Source organism: Candidatus Pantoea symbiotica (genome assembly GCF_056491525.1).
The window spans coordinates 368,204-386,004 of record NZ_JBSZHR010000003.1 but is presented as its reverse complement, the minus strand read 5'-3'; the positions used below and the strand labels follow the sequence as shown (position 1 = coordinate 386,004).

Annotated in this window: 17 protein-coding genes; 13 read left to right on the top strand and 4 right to left on the bottom strand. The window is 54.5% G+C overall.

What is annotated here, in order from left to right:
- The first annotated feature begins 196 nt into the window (after positions 1 to 196).
- From ACXIZX_RS22595 to ACXIZX_RS22555, 9 genes are all read left to right on the top strand, one after another.
- The gene (locus ACXIZX_RS22595; protein WP_179452703.1) at positions 197 to 1,192 is read left to right on the top strand and encodes an MsnO8 family LLM class oxidoreductase; all 996 of its coding nucleotides are present in this window, start codon (positions 197 to 199) and stop codon (positions 1,190 to 1,192) included.
- 22 nt (positions 1,193 to 1,214) lie between these two features.
- Positions 1,215 to 2,372: an amidohydrolase gene (locus ACXIZX_RS22590; RefSeq protein ID WP_222212584.1), complete on the top strand. Its 1,158-nt coding sequence runs from the start codon at positions 1,215 to 1,217 to the stop codon at positions 2,370 to 2,372.
- A gap of 82 nt (positions 2,373 to 2,454) precedes the next feature.
- Positions 2,455 to 3,768 (top strand): LLM class flavin-dependent oxidoreductase, encoded by a 1,314-nt coding sequence (locus ACXIZX_RS22585; protein ID WP_479405099.1) that lies wholly within the window; start codon positions 2,455 to 2,457, stop codon positions 3,766 to 3,768.
- Between the two features lie 18 nt (positions 3,769 to 3,786).
- Positions 3,787 to 4,719 (top strand): ABC transporter substrate-binding protein, encoded by a 933-nt coding sequence (locus ACXIZX_RS22580; RefSeq protein ID WP_008108813.1) that lies wholly within the window; start codon positions 3,787 to 3,789, stop codon positions 4,717 to 4,719.
- Positions 4,720 to 4,728: 9 nt separating this feature from the next.
- Entirely contained in the window at positions 4,729 to 5,241 is a 513-nt protein-coding gene (locus ACXIZX_RS22575; RefSeq protein WP_479405098.1) for a GNAT family N-acetyltransferase, read from the top strand.
- A gap of 9 nt (positions 5,242 to 5,250) precedes the next feature.
- Entirely contained in the window at positions 5,251 to 6,177 is a 927-nt protein-coding gene (locus tag ACXIZX_RS22570) for an amino acid ABC transporter permease (protein WP_008108808.1), read from the top strand.
- Entirely contained in the window at positions 6,161 to 6,955 is a 795-nt protein-coding gene (locus ACXIZX_RS22565) for an amino acid ABC transporter ATP-binding protein (RefSeq protein ID WP_479405097.1), read from the top strand. Before ACXIZX_RS22570 ends, ACXIZX_RS22565 begins: the two co-directional genes overlap by 17 nt.
- Positions 6,955 to 7,860: an ABC transporter substrate-binding protein gene (locus ACXIZX_RS22560; protein WP_479405096.1), complete on the top strand. Its 906-nt coding sequence runs from the start codon at positions 6,955 to 6,957 to the stop codon at positions 7,858 to 7,860. Before ACXIZX_RS22565 ends, ACXIZX_RS22560 begins: the two co-directional genes overlap by 1 nt.
- Before the next feature lie 328 nt (positions 7,861 to 8,188).
- A complete protein-coding gene (locus ACXIZX_RS22555) occupies positions 8,189 to 8,614 on the top strand; it encodes a hypothetical protein (RefSeq protein WP_286176355.1) in 426 nt (141 codons plus the stop codon).
- Positions 8,615 to 8,802: 188 nt separating this feature from the next.
- Here the strand turns inward: ACXIZX_RS22555 and ACXIZX_RS22550 are convergent, their stop codons facing one another.
- Positions 8,803 to 10,164 carry a putative bifunctional diguanylate cyclase/phosphodiesterase gene (locus ACXIZX_RS22550; RefSeq protein ID WP_479405095.1) on the bottom strand — a complete coding sequence of 454 codons (1,362 nt, stop codon included), beginning with the start codon at positions 10,162 to 10,164 and terminating at the stop codon, positions 8,803 to 8,805.
- Positions 10,165 to 10,363: 199 nt separating this feature from the next.
- Here ACXIZX_RS22550 and ACXIZX_RS22545 point away from each other — a divergent pair, with 199 nt between their 5' ends.
- The 3 genes from ACXIZX_RS22545 to ACXIZX_RS22535 all read left to right on the top strand — a co-directional run bounded on the left by ACXIZX_RS22545 (position 10,364) and on the right by ACXIZX_RS22535 (position 12,124).
- Positions 10,364 to 10,924, top strand: coding sequence for a non-canonical purine NTP pyrophosphatase (locus ACXIZX_RS22545; RefSeq protein WP_008108796.1), 561 nt, complete (start codon positions 10,364 to 10,366; stop codon positions 10,922 to 10,924).
- Positions 10,921 to 11,715, top strand: a complete 795-nt coding sequence (locus ACXIZX_RS22540) for an SIR2 family protein (RefSeq protein WP_008108794.1) — start codon at positions 10,921 to 10,923, stop codon at positions 11,713 to 11,715. The genes ACXIZX_RS22545 and ACXIZX_RS22540 overlap by 4 nt, the downstream gene beginning before the upstream one ends.
- 73 nt (positions 11,716 to 11,788) lie before the next feature.
- Positions 11,789 to 12,124 carry a YebG family protein gene (locus ACXIZX_RS22535; RefSeq protein ID WP_179452697.1) on the top strand — a complete coding sequence of 112 codons (336 nt, stop codon included), beginning with the start codon at positions 11,789 to 11,791 and terminating at the stop codon, positions 12,122 to 12,124.
- 42 nt (positions 12,125 to 12,166) lie between these two features.
- Here the strand turns inward: ACXIZX_RS22535 and ACXIZX_RS22530 are convergent, their stop codons facing one another.
- Complete coding sequence (locus ACXIZX_RS22530) at positions 12,167 to 13,273, bottom strand: Fic family protein (protein WP_479405388.1); 1,107 nt, start codon at positions 13,271 to 13,273, stop codon at positions 12,167 to 12,169.
- Between the two features lie 264 nt (positions 13,274 to 13,537).
- On the opposite strand from ACXIZX_RS22530, the gene ACXIZX_RS22525 reads away from it, so the two are divergent.
- Complete coding sequence (locus ACXIZX_RS22525) at positions 13,538 to 15,478, top strand: methyl-accepting chemotaxis protein (RefSeq protein ID WP_479405094.1); 1,941 nt, start codon at positions 13,538 to 13,540, stop codon at positions 15,476 to 15,478.
- Here ACXIZX_RS22525 and ACXIZX_RS22520 read toward each other — a convergent pair.
- Both ACXIZX_RS22520 and ACXIZX_RS22515 read right to left on the bottom strand, forming a co-directional pair.
- Positions 15,475 to 16,680, bottom strand: a complete 1,206-nt coding sequence (locus tag ACXIZX_RS22520) for an MFS transporter (RefSeq protein ID WP_479405093.1) — start codon at positions 16,678 to 16,680, stop codon at positions 15,475 to 15,477. The two genes, ACXIZX_RS22525 and ACXIZX_RS22520, sit on opposite strands and share 4 nt — an antisense overlap.
- 71 nt (positions 16,681 to 16,751) lie before the next feature.
- Positions 16,752 to 17,747 (bottom strand): GlxA family transcriptional regulator, encoded by a 996-nt coding sequence (locus ACXIZX_RS22515; RefSeq protein ID WP_479405092.1) that lies wholly within the window; start codon positions 17,745 to 17,747, stop codon positions 16,752 to 16,754.
- Between the last annotated feature and the right edge of the window lie 54 nt (positions 17,748 to 17,801).

The following is a 17,801-nucleotide window of genomic DNA, read 5'->3' as shown; positions in this document are numbered from 1 at the left end:
ATTTTCAAAACATCGCCGCAACAATCCATATTAAGCGGGGATAATTGTGTGTTTTCAAAGGAGTTTAAACCAAACGGTCCAATCTATCTCCCTGATATGCATAAAGTAAATATAGATACGACAATATCATGTTTTACGAACCCGCCTTCTGCGCCACACACTACTCGCCATATTCATGACGAAAAGGATAAGGCGCATGTCATACCGACTGAGTTTGCTGGATAAATCGCCGATTGCTGATGGAGAGACAGCCAGCCACGCGCTTCACCGCACATTACAGCTGGCGCAGCAGGCGGAAAGCTGGGGTTATCACCGCTTCTGGTTGGCGGAACACCACAATAGCGATCGTCTGGCGAGCCCGTCGCCGGAACTGCTGATCGCCTGGATCATCGGCCAGACGCAACATATTCGCGTCGGCTCCGGCGGCGTGATGCTGCAACACTACAGCCCTTACAAAGTGGCGGAAAACTTCAACCTGCTGGCGTCATTAGCGCCGGGACGTATCGACGTCGGCGTCGGCAAAGCACCGGGCGGTTTGCCGCTCTCGACGCGTGCGCTGCAGCTTGGCGTGCATCTGCAGGAGAAAGGCAGCTTCGCCGAGCAGTTGACGTTGCTGGATAGCTGGCTGCAAGTGCCGCCGGTGGGCGATGAAGAGATTCTGCGCGCCACGCCGCAGCCGCCGCGTCCGGCTAATCGTTTCCTGCTGGGTGCCAGTGAAGAGAGCGCCAAACTGGCGGCGGAACTCGGCTGGCAACTGGTGTTCGCTGCACATCACAACGGCGATCCGCAATTAATGGAAAAAGTGCTTAACAGCTATCGCCAGCACAGCAACGGCCAGCGCGCGCTGGTGGCGGTGCAAGTGGTGGTGGCAGATTCTCCGGCGGAAGCCGATCTGCTGGTGGATAACCTGCGCGTGTATCACGTCAGCGTGAAAGATGGCCCAAGCGTGAATGTCGGTAGCGTCGAACAGGCCGAACGCTACGTGCGTCAGGGCGGTTACAGCGATTACGTGATTGAACCGCGCACGCCATCGCTGCTGAAAGGCACCGCCGCGCAGGTGCATGCCAAGCTGGATGCGCTGCATCAGCATTTCGGCATTGAAGAGTTTGTGATTGATACGCCGGTGGCTGAAGAGCAGGCGCGCGTGAAATCACTCGAACTGCTGGCCACTCATCGTTTAGTCACGGCTTGATTTGCTGCTTACGGAGGCAGGTATGACGCAATTTAGCGAACATCAGCTGATTGACTGGCGACGTGAGCTGCACAGCTGGCCGGAGTTATCCGGTCGCGAAGTCGAAACCACCGCTCGCCTGCGTCGCTGGTTACAGGACGCCGGTTTGCGTCTGCTGGATTATCCGCTGGAAACCGGCGTGATCGTGGAAGTGGGGCGCGGCGACACGCTGATTGCACTGCGCGCGGATATCGATGCGCTGCCGATTCATGAAGCCACCGGACTGGCTTACCGTTCACGTAATAGCGGCGTGATGCACGCCTGCGGTCATGACGTTCACAGCGCCGTAATGCTGGGCGCAGCCTTGCAGCTGAAAGCCGTTGAAGATCAATTGCCGGGACGCATCCGCATTCTTTTCCAACCGGCGGAAGAGAACGCCACCGGCGCACGTCAGTTGATCAATGCGGGCGTACTGGACGGTGTGCAGGCGATTTTCGGTATGCACAATGAACCCGGTTTGCCGACCGGCACCTTCGCCACCCGCGGCGGCGCGTTTTACGCCAATGCGGATAAGTTTATCGTGCGCGTCTCCGGCAAAGGGGCGCACGCCGCGCATCCGGAAGAGGGCGTGGACAGTATTGTGGTCGCCAGCCAGATCATTCAGGCGCTGCAATCGCTCACCAGCCGCAGCTTCAACACGCTGGACAGCTTGGTGCTCAGCGTTACGCGCATCGACGCCGGAAAAACCTGGAACGTGCTGCCCGGCGAGGCCGAATTTGGCGGCACGGTGCGCACCCATGACAAACAGGTGCGCGCAGAGCTGGAACAGCGCGCCCGCACGCTGGTCGAGAACATCGCCGCCGCCAACGGTGCCAGCGCCTCTTTTAGCTGGCATCCCGGTCCGCCGGTGCTGGAGAACGATGCGCGTTGGGCGCAGTTTGCCAGCAACGTGGCGCAGCAGGCGGGCTACCGCGTGCAGACCGCTGAGCTGCACCTCGGCGGCGAAGATTTCGCTTACTACTTACAGCAGATCCCCGGCGCGTTTGTCAGCATTGGCAGCGCAAGCGAATTTGGTCTGCATCATGGCGGCTTCAACCCCGATGAAGCGCTGATTGCCCCCGCTGCACACTACTTTACGCAACTGGCTCAGCAAGCGTTGCAGCACCTCAATGCGCGATGTCGTGACGCCATTCTGAACTAGCTCGATTCACTGATTTCATTTCGATTCTGCACGGCGACACGATGTCGCCGTCAGGCTGCGCTTTGGCAAAAGAGAGAACATTATGACTGCAAGACAACTGCGTTTGGGCACCATTCTGCATGGCGCATCCGGCAATATGTCCGCGTGGCGTCATCCGGCGGCGCTGGCGGATGCCAGCATCAATTTTGATTACGCCAAACATATTGCGCGCAAGGCGGAAGCGGGCAAGCTGGATTTCCTGTTTGTTGCCGATGGCCTATTCATCAACGAAAAATCGATTCCCCACTTCCTCAATCGCTTCGAACCGCTGACCTTGCTGTCGGCGCTGGCGGGCGTTACCGAGCATCTCGGTTTGGTCGGCACGGTTTCCACCTCGTATAGCGAACCGTTTACCGTGGCACGTCAGTTTGCCAGCCTCGATCATCTGAGCGGCGGTCGTGCAGGCTGGAACGTAGTGACTTCGCCGCTGGAAGGATCGGCGAAGAACTTCTCGCGCCAGCAGCACCCAGAACACGCGCTGCGCTATCGCATCGCCGACGAGTATCTGCAAGTGGTGAAAGGGCTGTGGGATTCGTGGGAAGGCGATGCTTTCGTGCGTAATAAACAGAGCGGCCAGTTCTTTGATCCCGAGAAGCTGCACACGCTGAATCACCACGGCGATTTTTTCCAGGTGCAAGGACCGCTGAATATCGAACGCACGCCGCAAGGTCGTCCGGTGGTGTTCCAGGCGGGCGCATCGGAAGATGGCCGCAAGCTGGCCACTAAACATGCTGACGCCATCTTTACCCATCAGCCGACGCGCGAAGAAGCGCAGGAATTCTACCGCGATGTGAAAAAACAGCTGGTAGCGAATGGCCGCGAGCCGGGCGATCTGCACATTTTCCAGGGCGTTGGCGTGATTGTGGGCGACAGTGCAGAAGATGTGGAGCAGCAGTATCAAACCACCGCCGCGCTGGTTTCCATCAAAGATGCGCTCAACTATCTCGGTCGCTTCTTTGATCATCACGACTTCGCACAATATCCGCTCGATGAGCCGTTCCCGGCACTCGGCGATATCGGTCAAAACAGCTTCCGCAGCACCACCGATGAAATCAAGCGCAAGGCGCGCGAGCACGGCCACACGCTGCGTCAGGCAGCGCTGGAAGCCGCCACGCCGCGTCCGCTGTTTCACGGTACGCCAGAGCAGGTGGCCGACGGTTTGCAGCTGTGGTTTGAGAGCGAAGCGACCGATGGCTTCATCATTCAGGGCGGCACGCCAGATACCTTCGAACGCTTTGTCGATCGCGTGGTACCGATTCTGCAAGCGCGCGGGTTAACCCGCAGCGAATATCCCGGCACCACGCTGCGCGCCAGCTTTGGTCTGAAAGATCCGGTTAACCAATACACACAAAAATAAAACACGAGAATAAACGCTATGCAGAAAAAATCCCTTATCGCGCTGCTGTTGCTAGGCATGAGCAGCGCTGTATTCGCCGAAGATGTGGCGGTGAACGGTCAGAACGTCAGTGTTGAAGCCAACAAAACGCCGATCAATACCGCGAAGAATGCTGCCGCAGTAGCACAGATCCCAGCCGGACATCGCTTCGCCGTGCCGGGCTCATTCACCGTGGCGGTGGCCGCGCTGAATTCGCCGCCATTAACCGTATTCAGTGATGACAACAAAACCCTGCTCGGCAGCGAAGTGGATATCGCCCGCTTAGTCGCCGACAGCCTGGGTTTGAAACTCAACGTGGTGCCAACCTCGTGGGAAGACTGGCCGCTGGGCGTGGCTTCAGGCAAATACGATGCGGCGATCAGTAACGTGACTGTTACCAAAGAGCGCAAAGAGCGCTTCGATTTCGCCACCTATCGCAAAGATTCACTCGGCTTTTACGTCAAATCCAGCAGCCCAATTAAGGCGATCACCAAAGCGGAAGATATTGCCGGACTGCGCATTATCGTCGGCTCTGGCACCAATCAGGAATCGATCCTGCTGGCCTGGGATAAAGAGAATCAGGCCAAAGGATTGAAGCCGTTTACGCCGGTATATACCAAAGACGATGCGGCACAAACGCTGGCGCTGCAGTCCGGTCGCGCCGACGCCTTTTTTGGTCCGAACGTGATTGGCGCATGGAAAGCGGCGCTGACTAAGCAGACGCGTTTGGTTGGCAGTGTTGATGGTGGCTGGCCGAAAGCGGCGCACATCGCGGTGACGGTGAAGAAAGATGGCGGCCTGGTGCAGCCGATCAACACCGCGCTGAATGGCGTAATCAAAAACGGCGATTACGACAAGGTGCTGAAGCGTTGGGGTGAAGGCGTTGAGCGTATCGACAGTTCAGAGATCAATCCGGCCGGATTGGGCGATTAAGGAGGCCGCATGAGCGAGCAACTGTTCCGCGAAGTGTCACCGGAAGCGCCTGAGCTGCAGCCGATTTTGACCGGACTATTTGGTGAATACGCCGCGCGCTACGGCGCGTTCTTTACCAACCAAAAAGAGGTTGAGCTGACCGAATGGTATTTGCCGCCGCGCGGGCTGTTTATCGTGCTGGAGCGTGACGGCGAGATCATCGCGATGGGCGCGTACAAACCTTATGACGCGGTGACCGCTGAGTTTAAACGCATCTGGACGCGCAGCGATCTACGACGTCAGGGATTGGCGCTGCTGATTCTGCAGGAACTGGAGCGTCGCGCGCTGCGTGCGGGCTATCAACGCGTGTTTCTCACCACCGGTTTCCGCCAGCCGGAAGCGGTGAAGTTGTATATCGGCCACGGTTATCAGCCGCAGTTTGCGCTGCTGGAGGATATGGAAGTCTATAGCCAGCCGCCACACGATGGACGCTTGCGCTTCCTGAAAGTGATCGATGTGCATAGCGTGGCGCAGGCCAGCTAAGGAGTTGTTATGAGTAATGAACCACAACGTTTAACCGTGGTGCCGGCGCGTTATCCGGCACGTACCGTCGGCGCGATTGTCGCGCTGTTTATTCTGGCCAGTGTGATTGATTCTGTTGCCTTTAATCCGCGCTGGGAATGGGGCGTGTTCGCCAAATGGTTTTTTGATCCGGTGATCCTCAGCGGTTTGGGGCAAACGCTGTTGCTGACGCTGTTTGGCACCATCCTTAGCCTGATTTTCGGCGGTTTGCTGGCGCTGGCGCGCCTCTCGTCATCCTGGCTGCTGAGTACGCTGGCGTTCGGCTATATCTGGCTGTTCCGCTCGCTGCCGCTGATTGTGGTGCTGATCATCCTCTACAACTTCTCGTATTTATACGACACGCTGTCGCTTGGTATTCCGTTTACCGCGCTGTCGTGGGGCCACTTCCAGACCATCAATGTGCTCGGCCAGTTCCCGGCAGCTGTGATTGGTTTGACGCTGGTGCAGAGCGCTTATAGCGCCGAAATCATTCGCGGCGGCTTTTTGGGTGTCGATCATGGGCAGTTTGAAGCAGCATCGGCGTTGGGATTATCCTCCACGCGTCGCACCTTCCGCATCATTCTGCCGCAGGCGCTGCGCGCGATTATTCCCACCACCTTCAATGAAATCATCAGCCTCGCCAAAGGAACCTCGATGGTATACGTGCTGGCGATGCCGGAACTGTTTTACACCATCCAGATGATCTACAACCGCACGCAGCAGGTGATTCCGCTGCTGATGGTTGGTGCGGCCTGGTATCTGATCATCACCACCGTATTGTCACTGCTGCAGCACAGCGTTGAGCGCTGGCTGGCGCGCAGTGTCACCCGTGAACCGCAGCCGTCGCGCTGGCGTCAATGGCGTAATCGCAGCGCCAAACCTGCAACCGAGGAGCTTTCCCATGTCCGAAGCCATTGATTACCGCAATCTGCATAGCGCTGGCGCCATCAGCATCACCGGCGTGAGCAAGTCGTTCGGCAAACTTAAAGCGCTGGATGATGTGTCGCTGGAGCTGGAACCGGGATCGGTGACGGTGATTCTCGGGCCATCCGGCTCGGGTAAATCGACGCTGCTGCGCACCATCAATCATCTGGAGCGCGTCGATGAAGGCTATATCCAGATCGATGGCGATTACATCGGTTATCAGCAGCGCGGCGATAAGCTGTATGAGCTGAAAGAGAAGGCGATTCTGCGTCAGCGCATCAACGTTGGCTACGTGTTCCAGAACTTCAATCTGTTTCCGCATCTGACGGTGCTGGATAACCTGATTGAAGCGCCAATTGCGCATCGTCAGTTGTCACGCCGCGAAGCGATTGATCGTGCTGGTGAGCTGCTGGATGTGGTGGGTTTGCGTCACAAAGCCGATGCCTGGCCGCGCCACCTGTCGGGCGGTCAGCAACAGCGCATCGCCATTGCGCGAGCCTTGATGCTCAATCCACGTGTGATGCTGTTTGATGAACCAACATCAGCGCTCGATCCCGAGCTGGTGGGCGAAGTGCTGGATGTGATCAAAAAGCTGGCGCGTTCCGGCACCACCTTGGTAATCGTTACACACGAAGTCGGTTTTGCGCGTGAAGTAGCGGATAACGTGGTGTTTATGGTCGATGGCCGCATCGTCGAGCAGGGCAGCAGCCATCAGGTATTGAATCAGCCGCGCCACGAGCGCACCAAACGTTTTCTGGCACGGGTACTTTAATGGAACGAGTAATTATTACGGCGTTATTGACAGTGATGTTAGGCGCGCCAGCCATCGCAGCAGAAACGCTGGATGCCAAAAATAACGAAACGCCAATCAATATTGCAGCGAATCCACAGGCTATCGCGAAAATTCCGGCGGGTTTTCATTTCGTGAATCCGGGCTATTTAACCGTAGCCACCACGTCGATGAATTCGCCGCCAATCGGGTTGTGGGCGTCGGATAATAAAACGCTGATTGGCAGCGATCCGGATATTGCACGTTTGCTGGCGGACAGTTTGGGCTTAAAACTGAAACTGGTGCCAGCTGCCTGGGAAGATTGGCCGCTGGGCATCACCGCCGGACGTTATGACGTGGCGATGTTCAATATTGCCGTCACCGAAGAGCGTAAAAAGAAGTTCGATTTCGCCACCTATCGTGCGGATAACCATGCATTTGCGGTGAAAACCAACAGCGCGATCACCGCGATAAAAGGCCGCGAAGATGTGGCAGGTAAGCGCATTATCGTCGGATCAGGCACCAATCAGGAGCGGATTTTACTCAGCTGGGATGAGAAGAACCGCGCGCAGGGCTTAGCGCCGGTGCAGCCGATCTACCTCAATGATGATGCGGCAGCCACGCTGGCACTGCTTTCCGGGCGTGCCGATGCCTCGTTTGGTCCGCAGGCGATGGCAGCCTGGAAAGTTGCTTCGCGCGGGCAAACCAGAATCGTCGGCCACGGCCCGTTCCGCGCATGGGTGGCGGTGACCACTAAAAAAGGCAATGGATTGGATGTGGCGCTGCAGCAGGCGATTAATGGTGCGATTGCCAGCGGCGAGTACAAACAAGTGTTAGCCCGTTGGGGCGAACAGGAAGAGGCGGTGGAAACCTCGCAGGTCAATCCGCCAGGGATTGTTTATCAGTGATTTTCTAATACGCTTAATTTTGCGAGAAAGCTCACGATGTAATAGTTGTGAGCTTTTTTATTTCATTGGGTTTTAGGTTGGCTCACATTTATTTGTAGGTGGATTATTACTGGCTCTGTTAATTAATTGTCTTCTTTGTTTTTTTGACAATTATTTTAAATTTCTTATTCAAATCACTAATGTTTGTGAAAAAAACCAGTGCTAAGATGTTCACGGTCTTGGGCGAGTGCGGTGTTTAACGTTTACCATTGCAAAAGGGAATTTGATTGTATGGCCTACCGTCGACCTGCATTATCCAATCAAAAATGGAAACGATTGGGGTGAAATAATGTTAGCTGAACCGTTAAATAAGAGTGTTATCAATTATGCGTGCCGTCAACGTAAACGCAAGCAGGGCGGACAACCACCGAGCGGAGGTAAAGGAATGCAAGAGCGTGTTAAAAGGCTGGAAGACAATGTGACCGAATTGGTCTCTGACGTGGCGGTGATTAAGTCAAACTATGCCACGAAACAGGATGTCGAGGCGGTCAAAGCGGATGTGGCGGTAATCAAGTCAAATTATGCGACTAAGGAGGATGTGGCTGCGGTAAAAGCCGATGTGGCGGTGATCAAGTCCAATTACGCCACTAAGGAGGATGTTGCGGCGATAAAGGTCGATTTGTATAAAGCGATGATCACACAAACCAAATGGATGGTGACAACCCAGTTTGTAACCTTAGGCGCGGGACTTTCTCTTGCGAAACTGCTGTTTTAAATTGTATGTGCTGGAACGGTCGCCATGAATGGCGACCCTACAAATATATAACGCGGTTTTTGTAGGGTGCGCATTCATGCGCACCTGGTCGCCATAAATGGCGATCATGCGAATATATGTTGTGGTTTTCGTTGGGTGCGCATTTATGCGCACCTGGTCACCATAAATGGCGACCCTACAAAGCTGGGTTATATTTTCGCTTTTTTAATCCATACCAGCGCATCTGCAACCGGCAGCGGACGGGCGAAATGGTAGCCCTGAAACAGATGACAGCCTTTATCGCGCAGGTAGGTGAAATACTCCTCACTCTCAATGCCTTCGGCGAGCACATTCAGTCCCATTTCACGCGATAACTCGATGGTTTTCTGCACCACAATCGCCGATGATTCATTTTTAAAAATCTGCATGATTAACGATTTATCGATCTTAATATCATTAATAGCAAAATCACTGATCGACTTAAGCGATGAATAGCCGACGCCAAAGTCATCAATCGCCCATTTAACACCCAATTGACTAAAATGGCTGATCACCTCGCCAATGCGCTTTTGATCATAGACAAAGGTAGTTTCAGTAATTTCAAACTTGAGACGTTCCGGACGGATTTTATAATGCGACAGCGTTAGCAAGGTATCCTGAGTGAAATCGCGGTGTATCAACTGCAGCGGACTGATGTTAATGGAAAAGGCCAAATCACCGAGATATTGACCGCGATCCCATTCGGCGATTTGCTGCAAGGCGCGTTCCATCACCCATTTGCCAATCTCTATTATCAAACCGCTTTTCTCGGCAACAGGAATAAACACTTCTGGCGAGATAAAGCCTTTAGAGGGATGCTTCCAGCGTAGCAAGGCTTCAAATCCGATCAGTTTTTTATTGTTGTCCACCTGTGGCTGGTAATAGAGTTCCAGCTGATTTTTTTCGATGGCTTGCGAAAGTTCGCGTTTGATTAAATCGGTTTCGGAGTAGTTGCCACGCAGTGTGAATGCCGTCAACAAGAGTGCGATCATCGGCACAGCGCAGTTAACGATATAAAAGCCGGACTCATGCGGAATATTGAGCTGAAAGGCGCTATGTTGCCATGTTAATCCAGTCGAGATAAAAAAGAGATAAACCGCCAGGCAGATTAACGGGAATATTTTACTTAAGTAAGTGGTTTGCTGGCGCAATACCAATGCCGAACCCACGGTTAACGCCACCAAATAATTGTACTCGGAGTGTTTCTCTACCGCATGACCATTATCCAGCAGGAAAAGCAGCATTATGATCAGTAACAAAGCATGGACGATGATGTAGAGATGTTTGTTCAGCCGGTTACTGAAAGCCGCTACGACATTATAAAACCCTATCGCGGTGCTCAGGCAATATAAGGCTGTAACACCAATTTCTCCCCTAATGAAATTAGTCGCTACCATATAAAAACCCGCCAGGATGCTGGAAAATCCAGCAATGAGCAGCGTTAAGCGTAATTTTTTCTCTGGATTATCACCCTGCAAAATGAAGGGCAAATCTCTTAGCATGGAATATCTGGAATTAAAATAAGAGATCATCTGAGGTTCTCATTTTTCTTTGTCATATTTTTCAAATAGCGGCGCATAATTATTTTAGATTCATGGCTGGTGAAAGTCATAGTTTTGTTTACTTAAATAATTGATTGTTCCTACCCAGTTCCCGGTATGCACGTTAGAATCAACTACCAACGGAGAGGCTTTTACCGAGCTTAAACCCACTTTCAACGTACTGATTGCAATGAAAATACGATTCCTGTCTGCCAACGAGCTAAAGCTGGCCGAGGTGCGTACCATCCTTGAGCCGGTCGGTGTCGAAGTGCTGCCTATCGCACGCCGTATTGAAGAGATTCAGACTGAAAATGAGGTCGAACTGGTGCGCGACAAGCTCACCAAAGCGTTCTCGATTATTGGTCGTCCGCTGTTTGTCGAACACACCGGGCTCTATCTGGATGGCCTGAACGGCTTACCTGCCGGGCTGACGCGCATCTTCTGGAGCCGCTTGAATGCCGAGCGCTTCACTAAACTGGTGAACGGTCTCGATAGCCCATGCGTCACGGCGAAAACCGTGCTCGGCTATTGTGACGGGCAAAAAATGTATCAGTTCGAAGGCGAACTGCGTGGCACCATCGCCACCGAGCCGGCCGGTCCACGTGAATTTCAGTGGGACTGCGTGTTTATCCCGGAAGGGCACACGCAGACCTTCGCCGAAATGGGCGAGCTGAAGAATGAGATTTCGATGCGTCGCCTGGCACTGGATCGCTTCGCTACCTTTTTGAAAACATCGCGGGGATTGGCATGAAACCCGAGCTAAAACGCGCCTACGATGCCGGTAAATTAATCCTGTTTGCCGGTGCGGGCATTTCGCGCAATCTTGGCCTGCCGGAATGGCATGAGCTGATTGCGCATCTGGCTAAAGAACTGGGCTACGACCCGAAAATCTTCAACACCTACGGTACGCATTTGTCGCTGGCGGAGTATTACAAACAGCGTAAAGGCTCGCTGGGACCGCTGCGCAGCTGGATGGATCGTGAATGGCATCGTCCGGATATCGACGTGCGCAGTTCTGAAATTCACACCATGATCACGCAAGGCAACTTCTCGCGCATCTATACCACCAATTACGATCGCTGGCTGGAGATGGCGCATGAGGCGCACAACGTGCCTTACAGCAAAGTGGCGAACGCAGCAGATTTGGTATCGTTGACCGAAGATAAGCGCCATATCATCAAGCTACATGGTGATTTCGACGACGATACCTCCATCGTGCTGGATGAAAGCAGCTACTTTGAACGCCTCTATTTTGATTCGCCGCTGGATATCAAACTCACGCACGACGTGATGGGCAACTCGGTGTTGTTTGTGGGCTACAGCATCAGTGATTTCAACATCCGTCTGTTATTCTACCGCCTGACAAAAATGTGGGGCCGCACCGGATTGGCCACTGCTCGTCCCAAATCGTACCTGTTCACTAACCGTAATAATCCGGTGGCGAAAGAGGTGTTGGGGCAGTGGGGCATTGAGATGATCGTCTCGGAAGAGGACGATCCGCGCAAAGCGTTGGCGCTGTTCCTGGAAGAATTACTGGCTTAAGGGCAGAAAGTCATTGCCTGGAAAAGTTTGATCAGAATATACTGTATATAAATACAGTTAACCGAGGTGCATCATGGCAGTCGAAACCAAATATGTTGTAGTCAGAAAGGGTGAAGAAAAGATGACGTTTGCCAATAAAAAAGACGCGGATGCCTGGGACAAAATGCTTGATATGGCAGACGCCTTCACCGATTGGCTGCAGCAGCATCAGCCAGAACTGGGTGAAGCGCAGGCCGAAGCATTGGGTCTGCTGTTGGCTGAACAGAAAGATGCGGTGCAGCATATTCTGCGCACCAGCAAGTTGCCGGATATCGTAAAGGAAGAAGAGGTTGAGGCAGCGCCTGAAGCTTCTGCGGAAACCGAAGCTCCAGCGCCGGAAAAGAAAGTTCGCGCGGTTAAAGCAGCGTAAGAGGTTTTGTAGGGTGCGCATTTATGCGCACCTGGTTACACATCAAAGTTTAATTTGATACCGTGTACTACGCCCGCCGCCCGGTAATTTATCCAGACACCCTTTCGCCAGCAATTCAGTCAGATGTCGCGTAGCCGTGGCTTTACTCACTTTCGCCACTTTTTGATACTGACCTGCGCTGATGCCTTCACTAAATCCCTGTTCTCCGCCATCCAGTAAGCGATTCAGCACGCGGGTTTGTTCCGCACTCAACTCGGCCGCGTTATGCATCAACCAGAAGCGCGCTTTATTTTGCGTGCGTGTGACGGTTTCCAGTGCCTGTTCAAGACTGTCATTCAGCACATCACAAAACCACAGCAACCAATCGGTTACGTCCATTGCACCGCGCTGCGTCTCCTGCAGAATGCGGTAATAATCCGCGCGACGTGCCAGAATCGATGCGGACATGGCATACAAACGGATGCTCTGGCTATCAGCCTGCGCCAGCGCCAAATCGGTGAGGGCGCGAGTGATACGTCCATTACCGTCATCAAACGGGTGCAGCGTAACGAACCACAAGTGGCACAACGCGGCGCGCAACAGCGGATCGAGCAGCGGATCCTCGCGGCTGTGATTAAACCAGGCGATAAATTCCTCCAGCTGTGCTTCCAGCCCAGCGCGTGGCGGCGCCTCAAAATGTACCGTTGGGCGATCGATACGGCCTGAAACCACCTGCATTGGCTCATCGCCGCGCAGCGTGCCCACATTCAGCCGCTTGATGGTCCATTCACTTTCGGGAAACAGCCAGCGATGCCACTGACATAAACGCGCCAACGTCAATTCCTGATCGCGTTGCGTTATGGCATCCAGCATCATGGTTGCCAAACCCTCTGAACGTTCGGAAACCGGGTAAGGCTGATCGAGCGAAACGCCTAAACGGCGGGCAAGCGAAGATCTCACCGACTGCGCGTTGACGCGCTCATCTTCAATCGCTGAGGAAGAGAGGATATTGCTGAGCAGCGTATCCAGCGTTTGTTGCTCGCTGTTATCTTGCACGCTGGCACGGCCCAGCAACACGCCGCGCTGCTGCTGCAACTGGCGCAGGCGCGGAAGTAATTTTTCATCCTGCCAGCGAAACTGCGGCCAATCGGGCTGTTGCCAAATCCACATCATAAGCTCACTCCTGAATTGCATGAGCTGAATAGGATTGATATTCGGCTCATGTAGTGAGCTGAATAATAGCCTCTAATCGGCTCAATGACCAGAAGGGAGCGGGCGCTGACCTAAAGCCGGTCGCCATGAATGGCGACCCTACGGAGTTTAGTGTATCGCCATCAAGTTCCCTCGCCGCGCGCCGATAGAGTGTTCAAAGGGATGTACGCGCACAGGGAGTGGTTCTGATTACCGAAAAGTGTCAACTCCAGGAGCGCCATAATGGCCAAACACGCATCACCTAAGAAAAAAATGAGCACCCGCACACAGATGCTGCTGACGGGCGCCTTAACCATCACGCTCGGCTTTGCCGTGACCATCGGCGTGCTTAGCTGGCAATCCAGTAATGAACAAAAGTCGCTGGCTGAAAACTACCTGCAGCAGATAGCGCAAAGCCAGGCGCTGCAAATTCAGCATCAACTCAGCTATGCGCGCGATGTGGCGCACAACCTTGGACACAGCCTAATCGCGTTGCCAGCGGCAGGGATTCAGGATCGTAAAGTCGCCGATAAGTTGATGGAATCGGCGCTGCGTGATAATCCCGATTATCTGTCGATCTCGGTGATCTTCGAAGAGAACGCCTTCGACGGACGCGACGCGGAGTTTGCCACCCAACCCAATGCGGCACCGAAAGGTCGTTACGCGTTCTTTGTCGATCGCGATCAAGCCGGCAAATTCAACATGCATCCGCTGACCTCAATCTTCACGCCGGGTCAGGGCGATTACTATCTACTGCCGCAAAAAAGCCAGAAAGACATGCTGATCGAGCCATACAGCTACGCTTACAACGGTGTGCCGACGCTGCTGACCTCGGTGGCTGCACCGATTGTCAGCCAGGGCAAATTGTGGGGCGTAGTGACGTCCGACATTTCACTGGCGTCGCTGCAGGAGAAGGTCAACAAAATCAAACCGTGGGAAGGCAGCGGCTATGCAATGTTGCTCTCCAGCGCGGGCAATGTGGTTTCTTATCCGGATAAAAGCCAGACCAGCAAGCCGTGGAAAGGCGATACCAACAATTTCAGCAGCAGCGTGATGGAGCATCATGATGCGTTGCTGGGTGAAGATGTGTTGGTGACGTGGCAGCCGGTGGTAATTGGTAACAGCGATCAGAAATGGTATCTCGGCGTGGTTGCGCCGGTCAGCCAGGTGATGGCTGCCGCACATCGTCAACTGATCAACGCGGTGATCCTGATGATCATCAGCATTCTGGTGGTGTGTACGCTGCTTGGCATGCTGTTCAGCCGCAAGGTGCTGAAGCCGATTGGTGGCGAACCGCTGGAAGCTGCAACTATCGCGCTGGCCGTCGCTGATGGCAAACTTGATAACGTCATCACGCTGAAAGGGCGAGATAACAGCAGCTTGTTCTACGCGCTGCATACCATGCAAAACCAACTGCGCGATATCGTGGGACAGATTCAGGATGCCAGTTCGTCGGTGCGTCAGGGCGCGGGGGAAATCGCCAGCGGCAACCTCAATCTTGCCTCGCGTACCGAGCAGCAAGCCGCCGCGCTGGAGCAAACGGCTGCCAGCATGGAGCAGATCACCGCCACGGTGAAACACAACGCCACCAACGCGCATCAGGCAACAACGTTGACCGACAATGCCACGCATATCGCCAGCCGCGGTGAAACGCTGGTGGGCGAAGTGGTGCAAACCATGGCGCAGATCGACGATAGCGCGAAGAAGATTGGTGACATCACCGCCATCATCAACAGCATCGCCTTCCAGACCAATATTCTGGCGCTTAACGCCGCAGTAGAAGCGGCGCGTGCCGGGGAACAAGGGCGCGGCTTTGCTGTGGTGGCGTCGGAAGTGCGTAATCTGGCCCAGCGCAGCGCCAATGCGGTGAAAGATATCGGTGCGCTGATTGAGGAATCTACGCAGCGCGTCGGCAGCGGCGTGCAGCTGGTGCAGGATGCCGGCAGAACCATGCAGGAGATGACGCAGGCGGTGAATTCAGTGCGCACCATCATCGGTGAAATTGTGATTGCGTCCGATGAGCAGGCGCGCGGCATTAGCCAGGTGACCATCGCGGTGAACGAGATGGACAGCACCACGCAGCAGAACGCCGCGCTGGTGCAGGAGATGTCTGCCGCCGCCAGTTCGCTGGAAGATCAGGCCTCGCAACTGGCGAACACGGTTGGCCGGTTCCAACTGAGCTAAGTATGAACGGCTGATTTATTCGATAGTCGGCTGCCCATCCACCATGTCATCAGCGCTGCGCAGGCGATCACGCCTAACACGGCAAAGGTCACATGATAGGAGTAGGCAGCCGCAATATTTCCAGCCAGCGCTGGGCTCATTGCCGCGCCGATCCCCTGCATCAGCATGATAAAACCCTGTCCCGCGTTGGTATGTCCGCTCCCTTGCAAGATTTTGACAATGTAGCCGGGGATCGCCACGCCGAGCAGACCTGCCGCCATCCCATCCAGTATCTGCACCGGAACCATCGAAAACGTGCTGTCAAACAGGGAGGCAATCAGCGCACGCACCGGTAACACCAACAGTGCCAAAGTGATTAACTTTGTATACCCGAAACGCGAGGCATGGCGTGCGGCATAGAGCGCCATCGGGATCATGACGCACTGAGAAATCACCACCGTTGCGGCCGCGTAAAGTCCAGGGCTGATTTCAGCACTGTGCGCTGAGGCAACGCGCAAACTTAACATCGGCAACAGCGCTGCGTTGCCCAGATGAAACAGCAGCAGGGTTAACGCGGTAATGATCAACGCCGGGTGGCGAACAACATGACTGAGGCGCGGAAGGGTATCGCCGGATGAAGCGCTTGTCATACCGCGCGCGGCAACGTCATCAATCTCTTCACTGCGAATGAACAGCACAGCCAGCGCAGCACACAGCGCCATGGTTGTCATCAGCACAAACACCGCGCCGGTTCCCCAGTACCACACCGCAGCGCCAGCAATGATGGCAGCGGTCATGTTTCCGCCATGATTGAAGGCTTCATTTTTCCCCATTTGCTGACCAAAACCGTCCGGGCCGGTTAAACCCAGAGTAATGCCGGTCAGTACAGGCGCAATGAGCGCCGCTGAGAGGTCAGTGACAATCTGCGACAAAACGGTGATCCAGGCTTGATCGAAATACCAGAGCAGCAAAGTGGCGCAAGTGATCAGCATTGAACCGGCAAGCAGCAGCGATCGTTTATGGCGCGTAGCGTCAGTTGCCAGGCCGGCCGGAAGCGTAGCGACAAGCCCGGCGAGGCCACCGGCGGTCATCACCCAGCCGATATCGCCCGCATTCCAGTGACGTTCGGTGAGAAAGATGCCGAGGAAGGGGCCGAGCCCGTCCCGAACGTCAGCCATAAAAAAGTTAACCAGACACAAAGCCTGAAGCGAACGCAGTGGCATATGAATTCTCATCGATTCAATGGGAAGGAAACGATCATAATCATGGCAGGAAAACAGCACTTTGCCTGCGGTTAATCGCTCTGGGTGGTGCCAAACCGCTGCCGATACTGGCCGGGTGTAACGCCGGTGAGTTTGCGGAATATTTTGCGGAAGGCAGAAGGATCGCCGTAGCCGATTTCCCAGGCGATCTGATCAACCGAACGATTGCTGAGTTCCAGCGCGTCACGCGCTTTCATAATGCGTACCTGCTGCACATAATCCGTTGGCCGCAGGCCGGTCGCTTTCTGGAAGTGGCGCAGAAAGGTACGTGGCGTCATGCTCGCCAGCGCTGACATGCTCTCAATGCTGTGCTGTTCAGCAAAATGAGCGTGCAGATGATGTTGTGCGCGCAGAATCAGGCTGTCGCCGTGATCGAAATTGGGGATAAACGCGGAGTAGGTGCTTTGCTCGCGGCGCGGCGGATCGATCAACAAAAAGCGCGAAGTCGCCAGCATGGTGCCGGTGCCAAGCACTTTTTCAATCAGCGTTAAACCCAAATCGGTCCACGCCAGAATGCCGCCAGCGGTAATAATATCGCCGTCGTCGATCACCATATTTTCCACCGCGACATTCACCGCAGGAAAACGCTCCGACAATGCTTGCGCAAAGGCCCAGTGCGTAGTGGCGCGACGGTGATCGATCAGTCCGGTTTCTGCCAGCACAAAAGCACCGGCGCAAACCGAACAGAGCGTTACGCCTTGATCATAAAGCGCGCTCATCCAGTTGGCGGGCACCTTCATTGGCACCATTTTTGCCGGTTGCACCAGGCTTGGCGGCGCAATCACGTGGCTCAAACGATGTGGCGTATCGGGATGGCTATCCCAGACACAGGCCATTTTGTCGCTCTGCGCATCGATCTGCCAATGCGACACCCGGATCGTCCGTTTGCTCGCCTCTCCGGAAATCGCTTCCGCCCATTCCGCAGCAATCCTGAACATATCGGTTAAGCCATAAATCGCCGCAAGCTGGCAATCGGGATAGATCACCAGGCCAATCTCCGCCACAACGTTGTCTTCAGCAATTTTCATGATTTGTCACTTACAGCCCTTAATGTGTCATATTTGACAATATTAGCCGCTGCC